The 19085-nt window shown below is 61.9% G+C and carries 23 protein-coding genes and 1 tRNA gene; 5 read left to right on the top strand and 19 right to left on the bottom strand.

Annotation, left to right across the window (positions count from 1 at the left end; translation table 11 throughout):
* Positions 1-108 precede the first annotated feature (108 nt).
* Entirely contained in the window at positions 109-507 is a 399-nt protein-coding gene (locus PO860_RS20045) for a (2Fe-2S)-binding protein (RefSeq protein WP_097610568.1), read from the top strand.
* Positions 473-958, top strand: a complete 486-nt coding sequence (bfr, locus tag PO860_RS20040) for a bacterioferritin (protein ID WP_143540700.1) — start codon at positions 473-475, stop codon at positions 956-958. Before PO860_RS20045 ends, bfr begins: the two co-directional genes overlap by 35 nt.
* Positions 959-1047: 89 nt before the next feature.
* Here the strand turns inward: bfr and PO860_RS20035 are convergent, their stop codons facing one another.
* From PO860_RS20035 to rsfS, 6 genes are all read right to left on the bottom strand, one after another.
* The gene (locus PO860_RS20035; protein ID WP_273884396.1) at positions 1048-1581 is read right to left on the bottom strand and encodes an RNA pyrophosphohydrolase; all 534 of its coding nucleotides are present in this window, start codon (positions 1579-1581) and stop codon (positions 1048-1050) included.
* A gap of 37 nt (positions 1582-1618) precedes the next feature.
* Entirely contained in the window at positions 1619-2815 is a 1197-nt protein-coding gene (locus PO860_RS20030; RefSeq protein ID WP_275037952.1) for a divergent polysaccharide deacetylase family protein, read from the bottom strand.
* 77 nt (positions 2816-2892) lie between these two features.
* On the bottom strand, positions 2893-4215 hold the full coding sequence (locus PO860_RS20025) for a S41 family peptidase (RefSeq protein ID WP_017995549.1): 1323 nt from the start codon (positions 4213-4215) through the stop codon (positions 2893-2895).
* Entirely contained in the window at positions 4205-5605 is a 1401-nt protein-coding gene (locus tag PO860_RS20020) for a murein hydrolase activator EnvC family protein (RefSeq protein ID WP_273884520.1), read from the bottom strand. The genes PO860_RS20025 and PO860_RS20020 overlap by 11 nt, the downstream gene beginning before the upstream one ends.
* Before the next feature lie 149 nt (positions 5606-5754).
* Positions 5755-6237, bottom strand: a complete 483-nt coding sequence (gene rlmH, locus PO860_RS20015; protein ID WP_183608468.1) for a 23S rRNA (pseudouridine(1915)-N(3))-methyltransferase RlmH — start codon at positions 6235-6237, stop codon at positions 5755-5757.
* 117 nt (positions 6238-6354) lie between these two features.
* Positions 6355-6798: a ribosome silencing factor gene (rsfS, locus tag PO860_RS20010; RefSeq protein ID WP_010069136.1), complete on the bottom strand. Its 444-nt coding sequence runs from the start codon at positions 6796-6798 to the stop codon at positions 6355-6357.
* Positions 6799-7008: 210 nt separating this feature from the next.
* Between rsfS and PO860_RS20005 the strand changes: the two genes are divergently transcribed.
* Entirely contained in the window at positions 7009-7386 is a 378-nt protein-coding gene (locus PO860_RS20005; RefSeq protein ID WP_183608736.1) for a winged helix-turn-helix domain-containing protein, read from the top strand.
* Here PO860_RS20005 and modC read toward each other — a convergent pair whose 3' ends face one another.
* The 7 genes from modC to obgE form a co-directional block, all read right to left on the bottom strand.
* Positions 7387-8454, bottom strand: a complete 1068-nt coding sequence (gene modC, locus PO860_RS20000) for a molybdenum ABC transporter ATP-binding protein (protein ID WP_272783509.1) — start codon at positions 8452-8454, stop codon at positions 7387-7389.
* Positions 8451-9152, bottom strand: coding sequence for a molybdate ABC transporter permease subunit (gene modB, locus PO860_RS19995; protein ID WP_273884400.1), 702 nt, complete (start codon positions 9150-9152; stop codon positions 8451-8453). Before modB ends, modC begins: the two co-directional genes overlap by 4 nt.
* Before the next feature lie 244 nt (positions 9153-9396).
* Positions 9397-10188, bottom strand: coding sequence for a molybdate ABC transporter substrate-binding protein (modA, locus tag PO860_RS19990; RefSeq protein WP_273884401.1), 792 nt, complete (start codon positions 10186-10188; stop codon positions 9397-9399).
* A 496-nt stretch (positions 10189-10684) separates the two neighbouring features.
* Complete coding sequence (locus tag PO860_RS19985) at positions 10685-11419, bottom strand: nicotinate-nucleotide adenylyltransferase (protein WP_411197011.1); 735 nt, start codon at positions 11417-11419, stop codon at positions 10685-10687.
* Entirely contained in the window at positions 11340-12623 is a 1284-nt protein-coding gene (locus PO860_RS19980; protein ID WP_273884402.1) for a glutamate-5-semialdehyde dehydrogenase, read from the bottom strand. The genes PO860_RS19985 and PO860_RS19980 overlap by 80 nt, the downstream gene beginning before the upstream one ends.
* On the bottom strand, positions 12616-13785 hold the full coding sequence (gene proB, locus PO860_RS19975; RefSeq protein ID WP_273884403.1) for a glutamate 5-kinase: 1170 nt from the start codon (positions 13783-13785) through the stop codon (positions 12616-12618). Before proB ends, PO860_RS19980 begins: the two co-directional genes overlap by 8 nt.
* Positions 13772-14854 carry a GTPase ObgE gene (gene obgE / locus PO860_RS19970; protein WP_273884404.1) on the bottom strand — a complete coding sequence of 361 codons (1083 nt, stop codon included), beginning with the start codon at positions 14852-14854 and terminating at the stop codon, positions 13772-13774. The genes proB and obgE overlap by 14 nt, the downstream gene beginning before the upstream one ends.
* Before the next feature lie 84 nt (positions 14855-14938).
* On the opposite strand from obgE, the gene PO860_RS19965 reads away from it, so the two are divergent.
* Positions 14939-15805: an endonuclease/exonuclease/phosphatase family protein gene (locus tag PO860_RS19965; protein WP_272783515.1), complete on the top strand. Its 867-nt coding sequence runs from the start codon at positions 14939-14941 to the stop codon at positions 15803-15805.
* A 37-nt stretch (positions 15806-15842) separates the two neighbouring features.
* On the opposite strand, the gene PO860_RS19960 is transcribed toward PO860_RS19965, so the two are convergent.
* The 4 genes from PO860_RS19960 to rplU form a co-directional block, all read right to left on the bottom strand.
* Positions 15843-16430, bottom strand: a complete 588-nt coding sequence (locus PO860_RS19960; protein ID WP_272783516.1) for a GNAT family N-acetyltransferase — start codon at positions 16428-16430, stop codon at positions 15843-15845.
* Complete coding sequence (locus PO860_RS19955; RefSeq protein WP_183608478.1) at positions 16427-17083, bottom strand: GNAT family N-acetyltransferase; 657 nt, start codon at positions 17081-17083, stop codon at positions 16427-16429. The genes PO860_RS19960 and PO860_RS19955 overlap by 4 nt, the downstream gene beginning before the upstream one ends.
* Positions 17084-17208: 125 nt before the next feature.
* Complete coding sequence (rpmA, locus tag PO860_RS19950; RefSeq protein ID WP_003567620.1) at positions 17209-17478, bottom strand: 50S ribosomal protein L27; 270 nt, start codon at positions 17476-17478, stop codon at positions 17209-17211.
* Between the two features lie 34 nt (positions 17479-17512).
* A complete protein-coding gene (gene rplU, locus PO860_RS19945) occupies positions 17513-17830 on the bottom strand; it encodes a 50S ribosomal protein L21 (RefSeq protein ID WP_003543907.1) in 318 nt (105 codons plus the stop codon).
* Positions 17831-18137: 307 nt separating this feature from the next.
* On the opposite strand from rplU, the gene PO860_RS19940 reads away from it, so the two are divergent.
* Positions 18138-18227, top strand: a tRNA-Ser gene (locus PO860_RS19940).
* A 77-nt stretch (positions 18228-18304) separates the two neighbouring features.
* Here the strand turns inward: PO860_RS19940 and PO860_RS19935 are convergent.
* A complete protein-coding gene (locus PO860_RS19935; RefSeq protein ID WP_273884406.1) occupies positions 18305-18721 on the bottom strand; it encodes a type II toxin-antitoxin system VapC family toxin in 417 nt (138 codons plus the stop codon).
* Entirely contained in the window at positions 18721-18963 is a 243-nt protein-coding gene (locus PO860_RS19930; protein ID WP_183608480.1) for an antitoxin, read from the bottom strand. The genes PO860_RS19935 and PO860_RS19930 overlap by 1 nt, the downstream gene beginning before the upstream one ends.
* Positions 18964-19085: the final 122 nt, after the last annotated feature.

Raw genomic sequence — 19085 nt, 5'->3', positions numbered from 1 at the left:
GATCGGGATCATACGGCATGCCTTCACCGCCTTATGGCGTCATCACCCTGGAACCACTGGATAATCTCGGACGATATGCATCGGAGTCGCATCCGGACACCGGGTTCGATGATCCGGGGCTCGAATTTTTTCTTGACAGCCACCATCTTCTTTAGCAGAAAACACGATAGTCAGTGTCATGTTTGGAATGAAGACGTGCTTGTCTGCAGCTGCAATTATATAACCGACAAGGAAATCCGGGAGGTTATCACCAACCTTCTCGATGAAGACTGTTGGCAGCTTATCGTGCCGGCGAAGGTCTACCACGCCATGGAAAAACGCGGCCGCTGCTGCGGCTGTTTCCCCAACGTCGTCGATATCATTATCCAGACGACCGAGGAGTATCACGCCCGTCGCCACTCGACGGAGACTGAAATATTTGATTTCATGTCCCGCTTGAAACAATTCCATGAGGAAAACAGGAGAGCGGACATTGAAAGGCGACAAAAAGGTCATCGAGCGGCTTAACGAGGCGTTGTTCCTCGAGCTCGGGGCGGTCAATCAATATTGGGTTCATTATCGGCTTCTTGAGGACTGGGGCTACACCAAGCTCGCCAAGAAGGAGCGCGCCGAATCTATTGAAGAGATGCATCATGCCGATCGGCTTGTTGCGCGCATCATTTTCCTTGAAGGCCATCCCAATCTGCAGACCCTTGCACCTCTGCGCATCGGCCAGAACGTCAAAGAAGTGCTGGAAGCCGATCTTGCCGGCGAATACGACGCCCGCGCGGCCTATAAGAAGTCGCGCGATATCTGTTATGAGGCCGGCGATTACGTCTCCATGAAGCTTTTCGAAGAGCTGCTGGCGGATGAGGAAGGTCATATCGACTTCCTCGAAACGCAGCTCGAGCTGCTCGGGAAAATCGGCGAAAGCAAATACGGCCAGCTTAACGCCGACTCCGCCGACGAAGCCGAATAACCATTCGCACGAGAAACCGGCCGCCGCCGCGGCCGGGATTCCGCACCTGATATTATCAGGTGCAAACCGGTCCGATCATCCCGTATCGATCAGTCTTCCGATTGCAGTGCCGCCAGATGCTCGAATTCGGCGATGACCTGGTCGTAGACGGCGCGCTTGAAGGGGACGATCAGGCCCGGCAGTTCCCGCATCGGCTTCCATTCCCAGGCATCGAATTCCGGCTCGTGGCCGCCCGGCGGCGGGTTGATGGCGATCTCACTGTCGTTGCCCTCGAAGCGGAAGGCGAACCAGCGCTGCGTCTGGCCGCGGAATTTTCCCTTCAATCCGATGCCGATCAGTGCCGGCGGAAGATCATAATTGATCCAGTTTCTTGCTTCGGCCAGCAGGGTCACCGTCTTGATGCCGGTCTCCTCGTAGAGTTCGCGGTAGGCGGCATCCAACGGATCCTCGCCCTTGTCGATGCCCCCCTGCGGCATCTGCCAGAGCTGCGGCGAGCCGTCATATTCCGAATTGCCGTCGGGAATGCGCCGCCCGGCCCAGACGAGGCCATCGCAATTCAGGATCATCACGCCGACGCAGGGGCGGTAGGGCAGATCCTCGGCTTTTACGGTCGCTTGGCTCATCGTCTTCTCCGTTCAGGAATCGTCTCTGGGATTGCTCTCAACGATGCCGGGGGTCGTTGGAAAGGGCGGCGACGCCGACGATCTCGATGCCGCGCATCGCAGCCTCCTCGCTCCATTTGGCGATGGCGTCAACGCTCTCATCGAAAGCCGAGGCGACGCCGATCGCCTGGCCGTTCTTGCGGGCGATGCGTTCGAGCTCGTCAAGCTTCTTCAGGACGGCGTTGATATCGAGCTGGCCGTCGAGTTGCAGGTCGGCGAAGGCGTAGGGCAGTTCGGTTCCCTTGGCGACCACAGCCGTTTTCGACTGCGCCGACGTGCCGTCGTCGAGGAACAGCAGGCCGCGCTTGCCGATATCGCGCATGACGGGTTCCATGGCGGTGGTATCCGACAGGAAACGGCCGCCGAGATAATTCATGACGCCGGTATAATTGGTGATCTCGCCCATCGCCTTGTGCAGGTTCTCGATATTGCGGGCGGCCGGCTTCGTGGTTAGAAGCGTTTCCGGGCCGGGATCATTCGCCGGGTAATCAAATGGCTCGAACGGGACTTGCAACAGAATCTCGTGGCCGCCGCGGCGCGCCTCCTGCATCCAGCGCTGCAGGCTGTTGCCGCTTGCGGCAAAGGCGAAGGTGATTTCCTCCGGCAATTGCGCGATGGCGCGTTGTGTCCCGGTCTGGCTGAGCCCGAGGCCGCTGACGACGATGGCGATACGCACACCACGCGCGCCGGACGAGGGACGGGCATATTGATCCATCGGGCGGCGGCCATCGGGGCCGACGATCGGAAGCTTGCCAAAAGGGGTTTCCTCAAGCAGCGTTTCATTCGGCTGGGCCGCCATGCGCGGATCCTGGCCGATCTGCATGGCGTCAACCAGCACAGGCCCGCTGCCATCGCGCGGGCGGGGAGTGTATTTGGTGACGACGGAGCCGTCGCCGGTGACCATCTGTTCGACATTGGCGCCCGAACGCGGTTCGGCGCGGGGCATACCGTCCGCCGCCTGATTGGCGGCTGTCGTCGGCGGCTGAGGGCTATCGGAGGGCGGCGTGGCAGCTTGTTCGGCCGCCGGCGGTTTGGTGCGTTCGAGCCCGTCGCCGCGAAACGCCGTATAGAGGGAAAAGCCGCCTATCGCGAAAAGACAAAGACTGGCGGCGATCCGGCCCAGGCGCAGAATACCCGGGCGCCGGTTGCCGGTTTTTCGGTTGCGGCCCAAAGGCGCATGCAGGTCCGTTCCCAATTTTTCGCCCGCTCCAAAATCGGGAAACAGCAGAAAGGGTCAAGGCCGGGCGATGTGCCCGGCCTTGAGGGGATGAATTATTTGGCCACGACGGCCTTGTCCGGGTTCGGCGGGAAGGCCGGATCGGTCTTCTTGCCGCGCAGAAGATCGAGCGCGTAGTTCAGCTGAACGTCGTCCTTCGGGTCCGGCGGGACATAGGCAACGGAGCCCGACCCTTCGTCGGTCTCGCTCTGGCCCTTGATATGGCCGCGCAGGCTGGATTCGCCTTCGGTCACCATCTTGCCCTGCAGTTCCTGCGGCAGCGGCTCCTCGACCTTGATGTCGGGGGTGATGCCGGTGCCCTGGATCGAGCGGCCGGACGGCGTGTAGTAGAGCGCCGTGGTCAGGCGCAACGCGCCATTTTCGCCGAGCGGGATAATCGTCTGGACGGAACCCTTGCCGAAGGAGCGCGTGCCGAGAACGGTGGCACGGCGCAGATCCTGAAGAGCGCCGGCGACGATTTCCGATGCGGAAGCCGAACCGCCGTTGATCAGCACGATAACCGGCTTGCCATCCGTCAGATCGCCCGGGCCGGCATTGAAGCGGCGGGTTTCATCGGGATTGCGGCCGCGGGTCGAAACCACTTCGCCGCGCTGCAGCAGGGCATCGGAGACGTTGATCGCCTGGTCGAGCAGACCGCCCGGATTGAGTCGCAGGTCGAGGACATAACCCTTCAGCTTGTCGGCCGGAACGGTGTCCTTGATCTTCTTGATCGCCTTTTCCATGTCGGGATAGGTCTTCTCGGTGAAGGAGATGATGCGGAGGTAGCCGACATCGTCCTCGACACGCGATTTGACGGCTTGGACGGCAACAACGTCACGGACGATCGTCAGCTCAATCGGCTTGTCGGCACCCTTGCGGATCAGCGTCAGCTTGATCGGCGTGTTGACGGCGCCGCGCATCTTCTCGACGGCGTCTTCCAGCTTCAAGCCGCGTACGGACTGGCCGTCGATCTCCGAGATATAGTCGCCAGCGAGAACGCCGGCCTTGGCGGCGGGCGTATCGTCGATCGGGGTGATGACCTTGACGAGTTCGTCTTCCATCGTGACCTCGATGCCGAGGCCGCCGAACTCACCCTTGGTCTGGGTGCGCATATCCTCGGCGTCCTTCGCATTCATGTAGCTCGAATGCGGATCGAGCGAGGAGAGCATGCCGTTGATGGCGTTCTCGATCAGTTTGTCTTCGGCCGGCGGCGTCACGTATTGCGCGCGCACACGCTCGAAGACATCGCCGAAAACCGAAAGCTCCTTATAGGTCGAGGATCCGGCCGCTTCTGCCGGCACACCTGCCGAGTAAATAACGCTCATGGCGGTCGCACCCATCAATGCGCCGACCAGAACAAGAGAAGCCCTACGAATCATTGCGTGCCTTTCCAGTGTCTTTGGCGGTCCACCACGGCCGGGAATCGACCGGTTTACCGTCCTTTCGAAATTCAATGTAAAGCGTTGGCCGGTCCGTTTCCAGCGCCAATGCAGTTGCGCTTGCCACTCTTTTCGCGCCCATCACGGCGAGCGGCTCGCCGGAGAAAACGAATTTTCCCTGGCGGGTATTGATCGTATCCATTCCCGAGAGAACCAGGTGGTATCCGTCGCCGGTGTCGAGGATGATCATCTGGCCATAACTGCGGAATGCGCCGGCGAAAACCACCAGGCCATCGGCAGGCGCCGTTACCACCGTCTCCGGATTGGTGGCGACCGTCATGCCCATGGCCTCGTGCCCGGTGCCGTCGGCATCGCCGAACTGGCGCAGGATATCGCCCGCAACGGGCACCTCCAATTTCGCCTTCAATTCTCCGAAGGGATATGCGGGCGCAATGCGGTTTTTATCGGGCACGCCGCTGTCGGCCAACGCCTTGGCCTGGGCGCGCTGCTCGTCCGTCATCAGCTTGCGGTTTTCCTCCGCCTGGCGGGCGGCCGCGGCGGCGTCCCGCACCGAAGCGATCTCGGATTCCATCGAGGCGACGAGGCCCTCAAGGCTGGTCGCCTTGCCGGCCAGCTCCTCGGAACGCTTTTTCTCGGCCGCGAGTTCGGCGGCATTGCTGCGACTGAGCTTGTCGTTTTCGGCCAGCAGCAGATCCATGCGCCGCTCTTCCTCGATACCGTCCGTCATCGTCGCGGTCAGGCGGGCCTTCTCGGCAGCACTCGCGGTCTGCAATGCGGCGAGGCTTGCAAGGTCGGCGGCAAGCTTGTCGGTCTCCTTGCGGATGCCGGGCACGACGGCACCGAGCAGGATGGCGCTGCGCACCGAGGCAAGCGCGTCATCCGGGGTGACGAGCAAAGCGGGCGGCGGGTTGCGGCCCATGCGCTGGAGAGCTGCCAGCACCTCGGCCAGAAGGCCGCGGCGTTCGTGCAGCGAGCGGCGGATGCCATCCTGCTTGACGCCGAGATCGGCTAGCTTCTTCTCGCTTTCGAGGATCTGCCTGTCGAGCGTCTTGCGGCGGGCAGCCGACTCGATCAACGCCTGGCGAATGCTTTGCGTGCTCTTTTCCAGATCGGCAATGCTCTGTTGAAGCGCGCTCACCTTGTCGGTGGAGAGGCTGATGGTTTTCGACAGTGTTTCGAGTTCGGCGCGGGTCTGGTCGCGTTTGGCGGCCAGCTCGGCGGCCGGATCGGCTGGCGCCGGCTCGGCGGTCGGCGGCGGTGCAGATTGTGCTGCCTCGGGTGCGGCATCCTGTGCTCGAACGATGAAGGGATTTGCCGACACGGCAATCACCGCCACACCGACACTGGCGGCGATCGCCGGCAGGATCATGCGGTGTCGCCTGGTTGCTGTTGTCGTCATGCGTGTTCGGGCACTTTCTCAAATCGCGCGGAGCCTAAGCTGATTTGGCACGCTTTGCCAGAACGTTCGGCGCAGAACGGGCGGCGAGGCAAACACGGCTGCGTGACATTGCGACGCATTCAGACGCGGTGATAGGGGTGGCCGGACAGGATGGTGACGGCGCGATACAGCTGTTCGGCGATCAGCGTGCGCACGAGCTGATGCGGCCAGGTCATCTTGCCCAGGCACAGCGTGGCGTCGGCACGGTCATAGAGGGAAGGATCGAGGCCGTCGGCGCCGCCGATGGCGATGGTCAGTTCGCGTTTGCCCTGGTCCCGATAGGAGCCAAGCAGGCCCGCGAAGGCTTCGCTGTCGAGCGCCTTGCCGCGTTCGTCGAGAAGAATGAGGATGCTGCCATCGGCAAGCGATTTCAACAGCAGTGCGGCTTCCTCGCGTTTGCGGGTGTCCGCATTGGAGGCACGGCTTTCGGCAACTTCGGCAATACGGGTAAATTCAAGGCCGACGGCAGGGCCGGCCTTGGCGAAACGGTCGAAATAACGGGCCGCAAGGTCCTTTTCGGGGCCGGACTTCAGCCGTCCCACCGCAAAAAGACCAACTCGCATTCTTCCGCTCCCCGCTGATGCGGCACATCGGGCGCATAAGGCGCCACCAGCCGGCTTCTAAACTTGTCCGGCCAGCCAATGCCACATCTCAGGCGCCGGACAAATGCCGGCTGCCTGTCAGTGCCGTGTTTCTTCATCCATATCCGGAGCCGCCCACATCTTTTCGATGTTGTAGAACTCGCGGATTTCGGGACGGAACACGTGCACGATAATGTCACCGGTGTCGATCAGGACCCAATCGCCGCCTTCCTGGCCTTCGACGCGGGCCGTGCCGAGGCCGTCATCCTTAAGGTCGGTGAGCAGATGATCCGAGATCGCCATGACATGCCTGTTCGAGCGGCCGGAGACGACGATCATGTAGTCTCCCAGCGCCGATTTTCCGGCAATGTCGATGGTGACGATATCTTCAGCTTTGGAGTCCTCGAGGCTGGCGAGGACGGTTTCTAGGGCGCGGGCAGCGGCATCGGCGCCACGTTCCGCACTCTTCGGGATAACGGCGAGCGTTTTTCCCTTGGCGTGTACTGTTGTCAGTTTTTTCCCTTTCCTGGAATGACAAACCATGCACAACACGAGATCCGATCGAGACCGGATCATGGTTAAGATAGGCATCAAACCATTAATGTTTCAAGACGTGCTAAGATACAGAACGGCTGAAAATCCGATCCGACGCCCGAATTGAAGAATATTGCCACTCGGGCCGCTTATTGCGGGCGGTGTACAGTTTCCGTGCCGCAGCGTAAAGTGTAGCAAATTCCACGATCTCCGGATTCAATGACTGACTCAGCCGCAAAAACCCTCGTGCCCGTCCTGCGAATCAGTTTCCCGGACGAGGATCGGCTTGGCCACGGCAAGATGGAACTGCTGGAACATATCCGCGCGACCGGATCGATCTCGGCGGCGGGGCGGGCGATGGACATGTCCTATCGGCGGGCATGGCTGCTGGTCAGCGAGATGAACCGGATGTTTTGCGAACACGTGGTGGAATCGCAGCGCGGCGGGCAAAAGGGCGGTGGCGCGGCGTTGACGCCGTTCGGCGAGGAATTGCTCGAGCGTTTCCGCCGGATGGAAAAGACGATGCGTACGAGCCTTGCCGAAGACCTCGCCTGGCTCGAGGGCAAGCGCAACCTGGAGCAGGGCGAGCGCGGCTGATCAGGCCTCCAGGGCAACCGTCTTGATGACGGCGAACACTGCCCTTCCCGGTCGAAGATCAAGACGCTCGCAGGAGAGCATGGTGATGCGGGAAAGAATGATATCGCCACCGCAATCGAGCCGGATTTCCACCGTTCCGTCCTCCGTCGGCGATATCTGCTCTATCCTTGCTTCCAGGATATTCAGTGCGCTCAGCCCTTCGGGTCTTGTCGTCGCCAGCATGACATCGCGGGAGGGAATGTGGATGCGGACCGATTTGCCGGGTGCAAGGGCCGCACCCGGAATATGCAGCTGGCAGGATTTCAGCGCGACGGTCGACAGGCGATGAAGCGCGTCGAAGCTTTCGACCGTGCCTTCCAACAGCGCGCCGGTCTCCTTCCGGTCGGATGCCGCAGAGGGGCGGCTTAATATGTCGACGGCGGGACCGGTCGCTTCCACTTTGCCGTCGCGCATGACGACCACCTGGTTTGCCAGCCGCGCCACCTCGGCGATTGAATGGCTGACATAGACGATCGGAATGTCAGTCTCGTCGCGCAATCGCTCGAGATAAGGCAGGATCTCGGCCTTGCGCGCCTCGTCGAGGGCGGCGAGCGGCTCGTCCATCAACAGCAGGCGGGGCGTGGAGAGAAGGGCGCGGCCGATGGCGACGCGCTGCTTCTCGCCGCCGGAAAGTTTTGCGGGGCTGCGCTCCAGGAGCGGCTCGATGCCGAGCAGGTCGACGATGCGATCGAAGCTTTCACCACGTGCCGCTCTCGCCGCGAACCAGCGGCCATAGGAGAGATTGGCGCGAACGCTGAGGTGCGGGAAAAGCCGGGCCTCCTGGAAGACATAACCGAAGCGGCGGCGATGTTTCGGGACGAAAATACCGGCTGCGGTTTCGGTCAGGGGCTCGCCGTCAAGGACAACGCGGCCATCGTCCGGACGGGCGAGGCCGGCGATGATGCGGATCAGCGAGGTCTTGCCGGAGCCGGAGCGGCCGAACAGCGCGGTGACGCCACGCTCGGAGGTGAAGGCGGCATCGAGCGAAAAGGCGCCGAGCCGCTGTTTTGCCTCGACGATCAGCGTCATTCCGGATCGATCCTTTGACCGGCGAGGCGGGCGAGGAATTCGGAGGCGAGCAGGGCTGCCATCGAGATGGCGACGGCGACGAGCGTCAGGCGCAGCGCGCCGGCATCGCCGCCCGGCACCTGGGTGAAGGTGTAGATCGCTGCCGACAGCGTCTGGGTTTCTCCCGGGATGTTGGAGACGAAGGTGATCGTCGCACCGAATTCACCCATCGCCTTGGCGAAGGAAAGGATCATGCCGGTGATGATGCCGGGCAAGATCAGCGGCAGCGTGATGGTCAAAAAGACCGAGGTGGGACCGGCGCCGAGCGTTCCAGCCGCCTCCTCCAGCTTGCGGTCGACCGCCTCGATCGACAGGCGGATGCTGCGTACCATCAGCGGAAAGGCCATGACGGCGCAGGCCAGAGCCGCACCCGTCCAGCGGAAGGAGAGAACGATGCCGAAATACTGGTCGAGCAGGCTGCCGACCGGACCGCGACGGCCGAACAGGATGAGGAGAAGGAAACCGGTGACGACGGGGGGTAGGATCAGCGGCAGATGAACGATGCCGTTCAACACCGATTTGCCCCAGAAGCGGCCGCGGGCAAGCAGTAGGGCGACGATGATGCCGAAGGGCAGGCTCGCCAGCATGGCGACGATCGAGACGCGCAGGCTGAGCAAGATCGCCGTCCATTCCTCGTTGCTCAGGCCGAAGATATCCAAATGCAGCCGTCTCCCTGGAAAATCGAAGGCTCGCCGAAACGTGCCTCGGTTTGATGACAAGCCTCGCTCTTCACTCGGCGTCATCCTCGGCCTTGTGCCGAGGATCTGCTGCACCGGCTGCAGATGCTCGGGACAAGCCCGAGCATGACGAAGGAGAAGTTAGCCGACTTTGGAGGAGTCTGCGCTCACGAGGCGAGTCTCCACGCTAAGCTGCTACAATCGTTTCTGCAATCACCTCAGCTTATCACTTCAGAATCGTGAAGCCCTGCGCCGTGAAGAAAGCGGCGGCCTTATCGGATTTCAGGAAGTCGAGATAGGCTGCGGCATCCGGGTTCCTGCTCGAAGCCAGGATGGCGATCGGATAGATGATCGGCGGGTGGGAATCGGCCGGGAAGGTGCCGACGACGGCGACACCCTTATCGGCCGCGGCATCCGTCTGGTAGACGATGCCATAAGGCGCTTCGCCGCGGGAGACGAGGGCAAGGGCAGCACGGACGCTTTCGGCGCCGGCAACCTTGGATTCGACCGATTTCCAGACGCCGAGCTTTTCCAGCGCAGCCCTGCCGTATTTGCCGGCCGGAACCGATTTCGGTTCACCCATGGCAAGCCTTCCGTCACCGAGCAAAGCAGCGAGATCGAAATCCTGCTTGATCTCGACGGGCTTGGCCTTGTCCTTTTCGGCAACGAGCACGATCCGGTTTCCAAGCAGGTCCGAACGGGTGTCGGCCTTGATCAGGTTCTTCTTGGCGACGTAATCCATCCAGTCGCGGTCGGCCGAGATGAAGATATCGGCGGGAGCCGCATTTTCGATCTGCTTGGCCAGTGCCCCGCTTGCCCCATAGGAGGCGACGGCTTCCTTACCGCTTTCCCCAGTCCAGGCGGCATTGGCGGCATCGAGCGCATCCTTGAGGCTCGCCGCCGCAAAGACGGTGAGCTTTTCGGCGGCAGTGGCCGGCGCCGGAAGCGCTGCTGTGCCAAGCCAGAGGGCCGCCATCGCGGCAATTGCCAGTTTCATCCATTGGCGACGGTTTTGCATGTTCACTCCCCAGGGATTCGAAATATTGCGACGAATATAACGAGCGACGCGGCTTGGCTAGGGATATATCCAGGAAAATATAACCCGATCCCGGATCCGTGTTCGCAGCGGCGCAATGTTCACGCATTCGGCAGGTGCATGGCTCCCGCCGAAATCGAGATCGCTAGGGCGAAAATACTCGGAGACAGTCTGCGAACCGCGGGGACTCCCGGCGGCAGAGGATGCTTCTTTTAATTGTTGCTAATAAAAGCGCCAACGGCGAAGCCAAATCTCTCCGGAGATTTGCACTCAGTGCATTGCTGCAATGCACCAATCGATATTCACCTTCTTGCGGAATATGATACAACAGACTCATCGAAACGGCATCTCCTCCTCCCATAGCCGTTCGGTAGGATCGACAACACTCCTCCTCCCAGTTGTCGATCGAGTTCATAAGCCCGACGGATCTCCTCCCCCGTCGGGCTTTCTCGTTTCTGGGATTTCCCTAAAAACCGACCTATTCGGAGCTGCCCGGCGCAGAGCCGTTGCGGATTGCCGTCGAGCTCAGGCCGGAGCGCGGTCCGTGGATGAAGGTCCAGGCCGGCGCGGGTTTCTTCCAGAGCACACGCGCGTCATCCTCGTCGACACGGGCGAAATCGAAGGTCCTCGTCATCTTCGAGGAGAGAAAGGAGAGCGTCGCACCCGGCCGGTCGATCACGGCGATCGGGAAGGTGCGGGCAATTTCCTGCCATTTCTGCCATTTGTGAAAGGTCTGCAGGCTGTCCGCGCCCATGATCCAGACGAAATGCACATGCGGATTGCGCGCCTTGACGCGGGCAAGCGTGTTGGCGGTATAGCTGACGCCGAGCGTCTGTTCGAAGGCGGTGACCTTGACGCGGGGATCGGGGGCAATGCGCTCGCTTTCGGCAATGCGCTCGGCAAGCGGAGCGAGCTGGTTGCGGCTCTTCAGCGGATTGCCGGGGGTGACCATCCACCAGAGCTGATCGAGGCCGAGCCGTTTGAGGGCGATCTCGGCGACGAGCGCGTGGCCCTGATGCGGCGGGTTAAACGAACCGCCGAACAGACCGACGACCATGCCGCGCTCGCTGTGCGGCATGCGGAGATAGTGCCGGTCCACATTCTCAATCACCACGTCAGGCCCAATCGCCACGTCAGGGTCGCGTCTGTCCGGCGCCGTGCACCCGATATTTGAAAGAGGTGAGCTGTTCGACGCCGACCGGGCCGCGGGCATGCATCTTGCCGGTGGCAATGCCGATTTCCGCACCCATGCCGAACTCGCCGCCATCGGCAAACTGCGTCGAGGCATTGTGCAGCAGGATCGCCGAATCGACCTCGGTGAAGAACCGCGCAACGACGTCAGGGTCCTCGGCGATGACAGCCTCGGTGTGGTTCGAGGAATAGGTCTGGATATGGGCGATCGCGCCCGATATGCCGTCGACGACGGCAACGGAAATGATCGCGTCGAGATATTCGGTCGACCAGTCCTCCTCGGTCGCCGGCTTCATGCCGGGCGCGACCTTCAGAACGGTTGCGGAGCCGCGGATCTCGCAGCCGGCCTCCGTGAGAATCTCGAGCAGCGGCGTCAGATGCGTGCCGATCGCGGCACCGTCGACGAGCAGGGTTTCGACCGCGCCGCAGATGCCGGTACGGCGCATCTTGGCATTGACGACGATCTGCTTTGCCATCTCGATATCGGCGGAGGCATCGACATAGATGTGGCAAAGGCCTTCGAGATGGGCAAAAACCGGCACACGGGCCTCGCTCTGCACGCGGGCGACCAGGCTCTTGCCGCCGCGCGGCACGATGACGTCGATCGCCCCGTCCAGGCCGCGCAGCATGGCGCCGACGGCGGCGCGGTCGGTGACCGGGACGAGCTGGATAGCATGCTCTGGAAGCCCTGCCGCTTTCAGGCCCTCGACCAGGCAGGCATGGATAGCCTGCGATGAATGGCGCGAATCCGACCCGCAGCGCAAAATGACGGCATTGCCCGCCTTGAGGCAGAGGGCGCCGGCATCGGCGGTGACGTTCGGCCGGCTTTCGAAGATGACGCCGATGACGCCGAGCGGCGTGCGGACGCGCTCGATTTTCAGGCCGTTCGGCCGGTCCCAGGCGGCAATGACTTCGCCGACCGGATCGGCAAGGGCGGCGATGGCGCGGATTCCCTCGGCCATTTCGGCGATGCGCTTGTCGTTCAGCGTCAGCCGGTCGACAAAGGAGGCGAGCATCTCGGTGCCTTCGATGTCCCTCAGGTCCTTGGCGTTCTCGGCAAGAATCTCAGCCTTGTTCGCCAGGATCGCATCGGCCATCGCATTCAGCGCGCTGTTCTTGACCTCGGCGGACGCAAAGCTCAGCGGTCGTGCGGCAGCCCTCGCCTTGCGGCCGATGTCGTTCATCAGCACGTCAATGTCAGGGCCTGGCGCAACGGTATCAAGCATAGCTCGCGTCCTTCTTCTGCCTTTCCGATTTGGAACCGATCGGCGCGGTCATCACCATGTCGTCGCGATGGACCATAGCGGCGCGCCCGGCATAACCGAGGATGGCCTCGATCTCGGCCGACTTGCGGCCGGCAATCCGGCGGGCGTCGTCGGCGTCGTAGCTGACAAGGCCACGGGCGATCTCGCGACCTTCGGGGCCGATGATCGCGACGGTGTCGCCGCGGCTGAAGAGGCCGGAAACGCTGCGCACGCCGGCCGGAAGCAGGCTCTTGCCGGCGCCGAGAGCGGTGACGGCGCCGTCATCGACATGCAGTTCACCGGCCGGCTGCAGCTGTCCGGCGATCCAGGTCTTGCGAGCCGTGACAGGGGTCCCCGAAGGGGCGAACCACGAGGAACGGGCGCCGTTTTCGATCGCCGACAGCGGGCTGTCGGTCTTGCCGGAGGCGATGATCATGGCGCAGCCCGATGTCGTGGCGATCTTTCCGGCATCGATCTTGGTGCGCATGCCGCCGCGCGAGAGCTCGGAGGCAGCACCCCCGGCCATTGCCTCGATCTCCGGCGTGATTGCGGAAATCGTCTCCAGGAAGGCTGCGTTCGGATCGAGATGCGGCGGGGCGGTATAGAGGCCGTCGATGTCGGAAAGAAGGATGAGCAGGTCGGCGCCGGTCATCGTCGCGACGCGGGCGGCCAGGCGGTCGTTGTCGCCATAGCGGATTTCGCTGGTGGCGACCGTATCGTTTTCGTTGATGATCGGCACGGCGCCGATCTTCAACAGCTGATTGATGGTGGCCCGCGCATTGAGATAGCGGCGGCGCTCTTCGGTATCGCCCAGCGTCAGCAGGATCTGGCCGGCAACGATCTCGTCGCGCGACAGGCTTTCCGACCAGGCGCGCGCCAGCGCGATCTGGCCGACGGCGGCCGCCGCCTGGCTTTCCTCCAGTTTCAGTGCCCCCGAGGGCAGGTCGAGCACCGAGCGGCCGAGCGCGATTGCGCCGGAGGAAACGACGAGCACATCGATGCCCTTGGCCTTCAGGCCGGCAATGTCGGCGCACATGGCGTCGAGCCAGGCCTTCTTCAGCCCGGCCTTGCGGTCGACCAGAAGCGCAGAGCCGATCTTAATGACGATGCGGCGGTAGCGGCCAAGCGGCTTACGGCTGGTCATCGGCCTCGTCCTCGCCCTCATCGGTGACGACCATGTCGCGATGCCTGAGCTTCGGCACCCTGGCAGGCTTTTCCTCGGTATTTTCCTCGACGATGACGTCGCGCAGCGCGCGCAGGACCTCGGTCATGCCCTTGCCGGTGACGGCCGAAATCTGGAACGGCGTCTTGCCGCAGGCTTTGGCCAATTCCTTGGTCTTCTTCTTGAGTTCGGCCTCGTCGAGCACGTCGATTTGCGACAGCGCCACGATCTCGGGCTTATCCGTCAGATCGTTGCCATAGGCTTCGAGCTCGTGTTTGACCGTCTTATAAGCCTTGCCGACCTTTTCCTCCTGGGCGGAGACGAGGTGGAGCAGCACCCGGGTGCGCTCGACATGGCCGAGGAAACGGTCGCCGATGCCGACCCCTTCATGGGCGCCTTCGATCAGGCCCGGAATGTCGGCAAGGATGAATTCCCGCTCGTCGATGGTGGCGACGCCGAGATTGGGATGCAGCGTGGTGAAGGGATAGTTGGCGATCTTCGGCCGGGCGCGGGTGACTGATGCAAGGAAGGTCGATTTGCCGGCATTGGGCAGGCCGACAAGGCCGGCATCGGCAATCAGCTTCAGCCGCAGCCAGAGGGTTTTTTCCTCGCCGGGCAGGCCGGGATTGGCCCAATCCGGCGCCTGATTGGTCGAGGTCTTGAAATGAGCATTGCCGAAACCGCCATTGCCGCCATGGGCGAGGCAGTAACGCTGGCCTTCGACGGTGAGATCACAGATTAGCGTTTCCCGGTCTTCCTCGAAGATCTGGGTGCCGACGGGGACCTTGAGCGTCACGTCGCTGCCGTTGGCGCCGGTACGGTTCCGGCCCATGCCGTGGGTGCCGGTCGTCGCCTTGAAATGCTGCTGGTAGCGGAAATCGATCAGCGTATTGAGACCGTTGACGGTCTCGACCCAGACATCGCCGCCGCGTCCGCCATCACCGCCGTCGGGGCCGCCGAACTCGATGAATTTCTCGCGCCGGAAGGAGACGCTGCCCCCGCCGCCGTCTCCGGATCGGATATAGACCTTTGCTTCGTCGAGAAATTTCATTTTACTTCCAGTATCCGGTGGCAGTTGGACGGCCCGTCTTGGCCCATTCGATATAGGCGGTTCCGACGGAGGTCAAAGATTATCGTGAATTTTGCGAGCTATAACATACAGTACGGCTTCGGTCTCGACGGCAGATACGATCTGGCGCGCATTGCCCGCAGCCTTGAGGGCGCCGATGTCATCGCGCTGCAGGAGGTGACCCGCGGCTTCTCGCGCAACGGTTTTGCCGACATGGTGGCCGATGTTGCAGCCTTTTTTCCCGACTATTTCTGGGTGTATGGGCCGGCCTGCGACATGCATGTCGAGGCAGCTGAAGGCAGGCCTCAGCCGCCGCCTGGCACCCGCTTCCAATTCGGCAACATGGTGCTGTCGCGCTGGCCTGTCATCTCGACCCGAACGCTGCTTCTGCCGCGCAGCCGGACGATCGGCAAGATCAACCTGCAGCGCGGCGCAACCGAGGCGGTCATCACAACACCCGGCGGCGCGATCCGCGTCTATTCCGTCCATCTCGACCATGTCTCGGCCGACGAGCGCATCCGCCAGCTGCAATTCCTGAACGCTGAGATCAATGCCTTCGTCCAGGAGGGCGGGTCGCTGACGGGCGGTGGCGAATTCGATCTGCCGGAGCCGCCGCTGCCGGAGGATTACGTCATCATGGGCGATTTCAACATGGAGCCGGAATCGCCGGAATATTGCGCGCTTGCCGGTGCCGGCGGCGGATATTACGGCCGTGTCGCCCGGATCGGCACGCCGATCGACGCCTTTGCGGCGCTTTCGGCCTATCGGCCGGGAAGCTACAGCTGGATGGATCCCGAAGATCACAGCAAACGCATGCATCTCGATTATTGCTTCGTCAGTTGCGGCCTCGAGGGCCGGTTGAAATCCGCCCGGATCGATACGCAATCCGAGGGCTCCGATCATTTCCCTCTCTGGGTCGAGATCGGCGATTGACGGAGACGCCGCTGTGGCGGCGCCTCCCTTTTTTCGATCAGGCCACCTTGCGCGGCGCCAACATGCCCGGCTGCAGCACGGTTTCGATGTGCGACACCATGGTGTTGCGGGCGAAACAATAGATTTCGCCGCAGCCCGTCATGCGGAAACCGAGCTTCTCCTGCAGCCGCAGTGAGGCCGGATTGTCGGCGAAGACGCCGGAATGAACCGGCGTCTCCGGCATGCGGCGCGAGAAGCGCTCGATGATCGCCGCCACCGCCTCGCTCATATAGCCGCGCCGCCAGTAGTAGCGGTTCAGCCAGTAGCCGAGGTGCCAGCGGCCGTGGCGCAGCTCGATCGAGACATTACCGATATGGACATCGTCCTTGCCGGTGATCGCCAGCGGCCAGTCCGGCAAGGTGCCGGAGGTGACCGGGATCAGCCAGTCCAGCGCATCCTGCCGGTCGAACGGCGCGGGCACGCGGGACAGCATGCGCGTGACCGCGAAATCGGAGAGCGATTCCGCGATCGCAGGCGCATCGCTCAGCCGGTGGGGACGGAGCGTCAGCCGGGCGGTCGAGATGACAGGCGCGGGGCCTGGCATCATCGGCGTGACCTCCGGCCTTTGCAGCGCGGTCGTGCTCATGCGATGTTCCCCCAGCTTCGGAGCGACATCCAGGTCTTGCGGTCGAGCCTGTACCATTCCACAGGCACGTTGCTGCCGAGCGCCAGTGAGGCGGCGAGCCCCGAACCCTGGAACTGGAAGCCGCACTTCTGGATAACGCGCCGCGAGGCGACGTTCATCACCCGGCAGCGGGCGTCGATCTGATCGACGTCCTGGCGGGTTCTGAACACCATATCGACCAGGGCATGGCAGGCCTCGGTCGTATAGCCCTTGTTCCAATAGGGTTCGCCCAGCCAGTAACCGATTTCGACGGTCCTGCCGTCGGCATGCGGCTCGACACCGCAGCAGCCGATAAAGGCGCCGTTTTCGGCCTTGGTGATCGCATAGACGCATTTGCCAATCTCGCCATTTTTCGTGCGACGCACGAAGTCAGCAGCATCATCGGCGGTATAGGGGTGCGGCATACGCGATACCATGGTGGCGACTTTGGCGTTGTTGGCGAGATGGGCAAGGGCGTCGATGTCTTCTTCGTGGGGCGCGCGCATGACGAGCCTTTCCGATAATAAGACAGGGCAATCGGTCCTTAACCGTTCCGGCCTCAGCCGTTCTTCGGAAGACACCCGGTCTTCCCGGGGAGACCGTGATTGGTCTACCCTTAACAATTCGCCTTGCATGTTCAGTCCTCCTGTTTGGACAAAGAAAAAGGGGAGATGGCGCCCCATCTCCCCTGTTTTCTGGACTGAACCTGATACGGCCAGCCGGGTCGATGAGACGCCGGCTGTTTTTGAGCGCTACCGGCTTATTCCGCTGCTTCCGCTTTCGGCATGACAGACACGTAGACGCGACCGTTGGCCTTCGTTCGGTAGTTCACATTGCCGGCGGTAAGCGCAAAAATCGTGTGATCCTTGCCGAGGCCGACGTTGGAACCCGGATGCCACTGCGTCCCGCGCTGACGCACGAGGATGTTGCCTGCGATGACGGCTTCGCCGCCGAACTTCTTCACGCCAAGGCGCTTGGATTCGGAATCGCGACCGTTGCGCGAGGAACCGCCAGCTTTTTTGTGTGCCATTGGAGTTCTCCTTTAAACCTGAAACCCGTTGATCTTACTTGGCAGCCACGATGTCCGTGATACGGACGACCGTGTGATGCTGACGATGGCCGCGCGAACGCTTCGAATTCTGACGGCGGCGCTTCTTGAAGGCGATGACCTTCTTGCCGCGGTTCTGTTCGACGACTTCTGCCTTGACAGAGGCGCCGGTAACGAAGGGCGCACCGATCGCAGCGTCGGCGCCTTCGCCGATCACGAGCACTTCGGTGAATTCAATGGAATCGCCAGCGGTGGCTTCCAGCTTTTCGATGGTCAGCACGTCGTTGGCTGCCACACGGTACTGTTTACCGCCGGTCTTGATGACTGCGAACATTTTTTATCCTTTCATGTTCGTTCCAGCTCTCCTCGCCGCTTGAGCAAGGTGGCCGTCTTTTTATCAGTCGAAGTTAAGCAGGGATTTCAGAGGGCTACCCTCGAACTCTTCCTGCCGGTGAAGCGCCCCACGCAAGCGCAGGACGAACAAGGCACGGATTTCTCCAAACCTATTGCGCAGCCGAGATACGCGAGCGACAAAAAACTGTCAAGGCAAAAGGATGGAATGCTTCGACTTTTCGGCTTGCCAACCTGTCATATGCTCGTTATGAGAACGCCCGCGCCGAACAAGCGCCGACCAAGACCGCGGAGAGGTGGCAGAGTGGTCGAATGCACCGCACTCGAAATGCGGCATACCTGCAAGGGTATCGTGGGTTCAAATCCCACCCTCTCCGCCACTTGGACCTTGGGCCGTAAAGTTTCCCCGCGATCTGCTGATTTCTCTCAACAAGCTTCAGTCCATTAGTGCCGGCAGCTACGAGGCTGCTGCCCAGTCGAGCACTTGCAGGCCAGGCACACGGACGAACTCGCCTGTATTGGCTGTCACCAGCACGGTGCCGGCTCGGCGCGCTTGGGCGGCGATCAGTACATCATACGGCCCGATCGGTGTGCCCTGTCTCCGGAGATAGGCGCGAATATCCGCTGCTTCTTGTGCGTCGCCCTCATTGAAATCGATCAGAGAAATCCCGCCCGAAGCGATGAACAGGGCGATCTTCTCCTCGTTCGCGTGTCGGCGCTCGCTGGCTGCGGCACCATACATCAGTTCATGATAGACGATGATTGACAGGCCGAGCGGGGTTCCTGCATTTCGCGCCTCATCGAAGCGCTCGCGAACTTGACGTGGCCGTCCGTTCAAGAGCGCGACTGCGACATTGGTATCAAGATGGATCATCAGTCGAACACGGCGCGGTCGGCTGGCATCGATGGTTGCTCACGACCTTCGGGCATGAAAGGCGTGTCGCCCAGCTTGTCGATTGCTGCCCAAGGCATGGCATTGTCAGCGTCGAGCGGTTCGAGGATGACTCGATTGCCGACCCGGCTGACCCGAACCTCCTTGCCTTCGAAGCGGAACTCTTTTGGCAGGCGCACGGCCTGGCTGCGCCCATGCGTGAATAGCTTGGCGGTCGCGCTCATCGTGACGGACTCCCCTGGTAGATACTTATTAATATCTATCATGTGTTGAGAGCTGTGGTCAATTCATTCAGGTGGCGGAGGTAGCGGAGATAATGCGCTCAATGGTTTCGAGCGGACTGACG

Origin of the sequence: Rhizobium binxianense (assembly GCF_028994275.1) — a bacterium.
GTDB lineage: Bacteria > Pseudomonadota > Alphaproteobacteria > Rhizobiales > Rhizobiaceae > Rhizobium > Rhizobium binxianense.
Note: the sequence above shows the minus strand (reverse complement) of the source record. Positions and strands in the feature narration are given on the sequence as shown.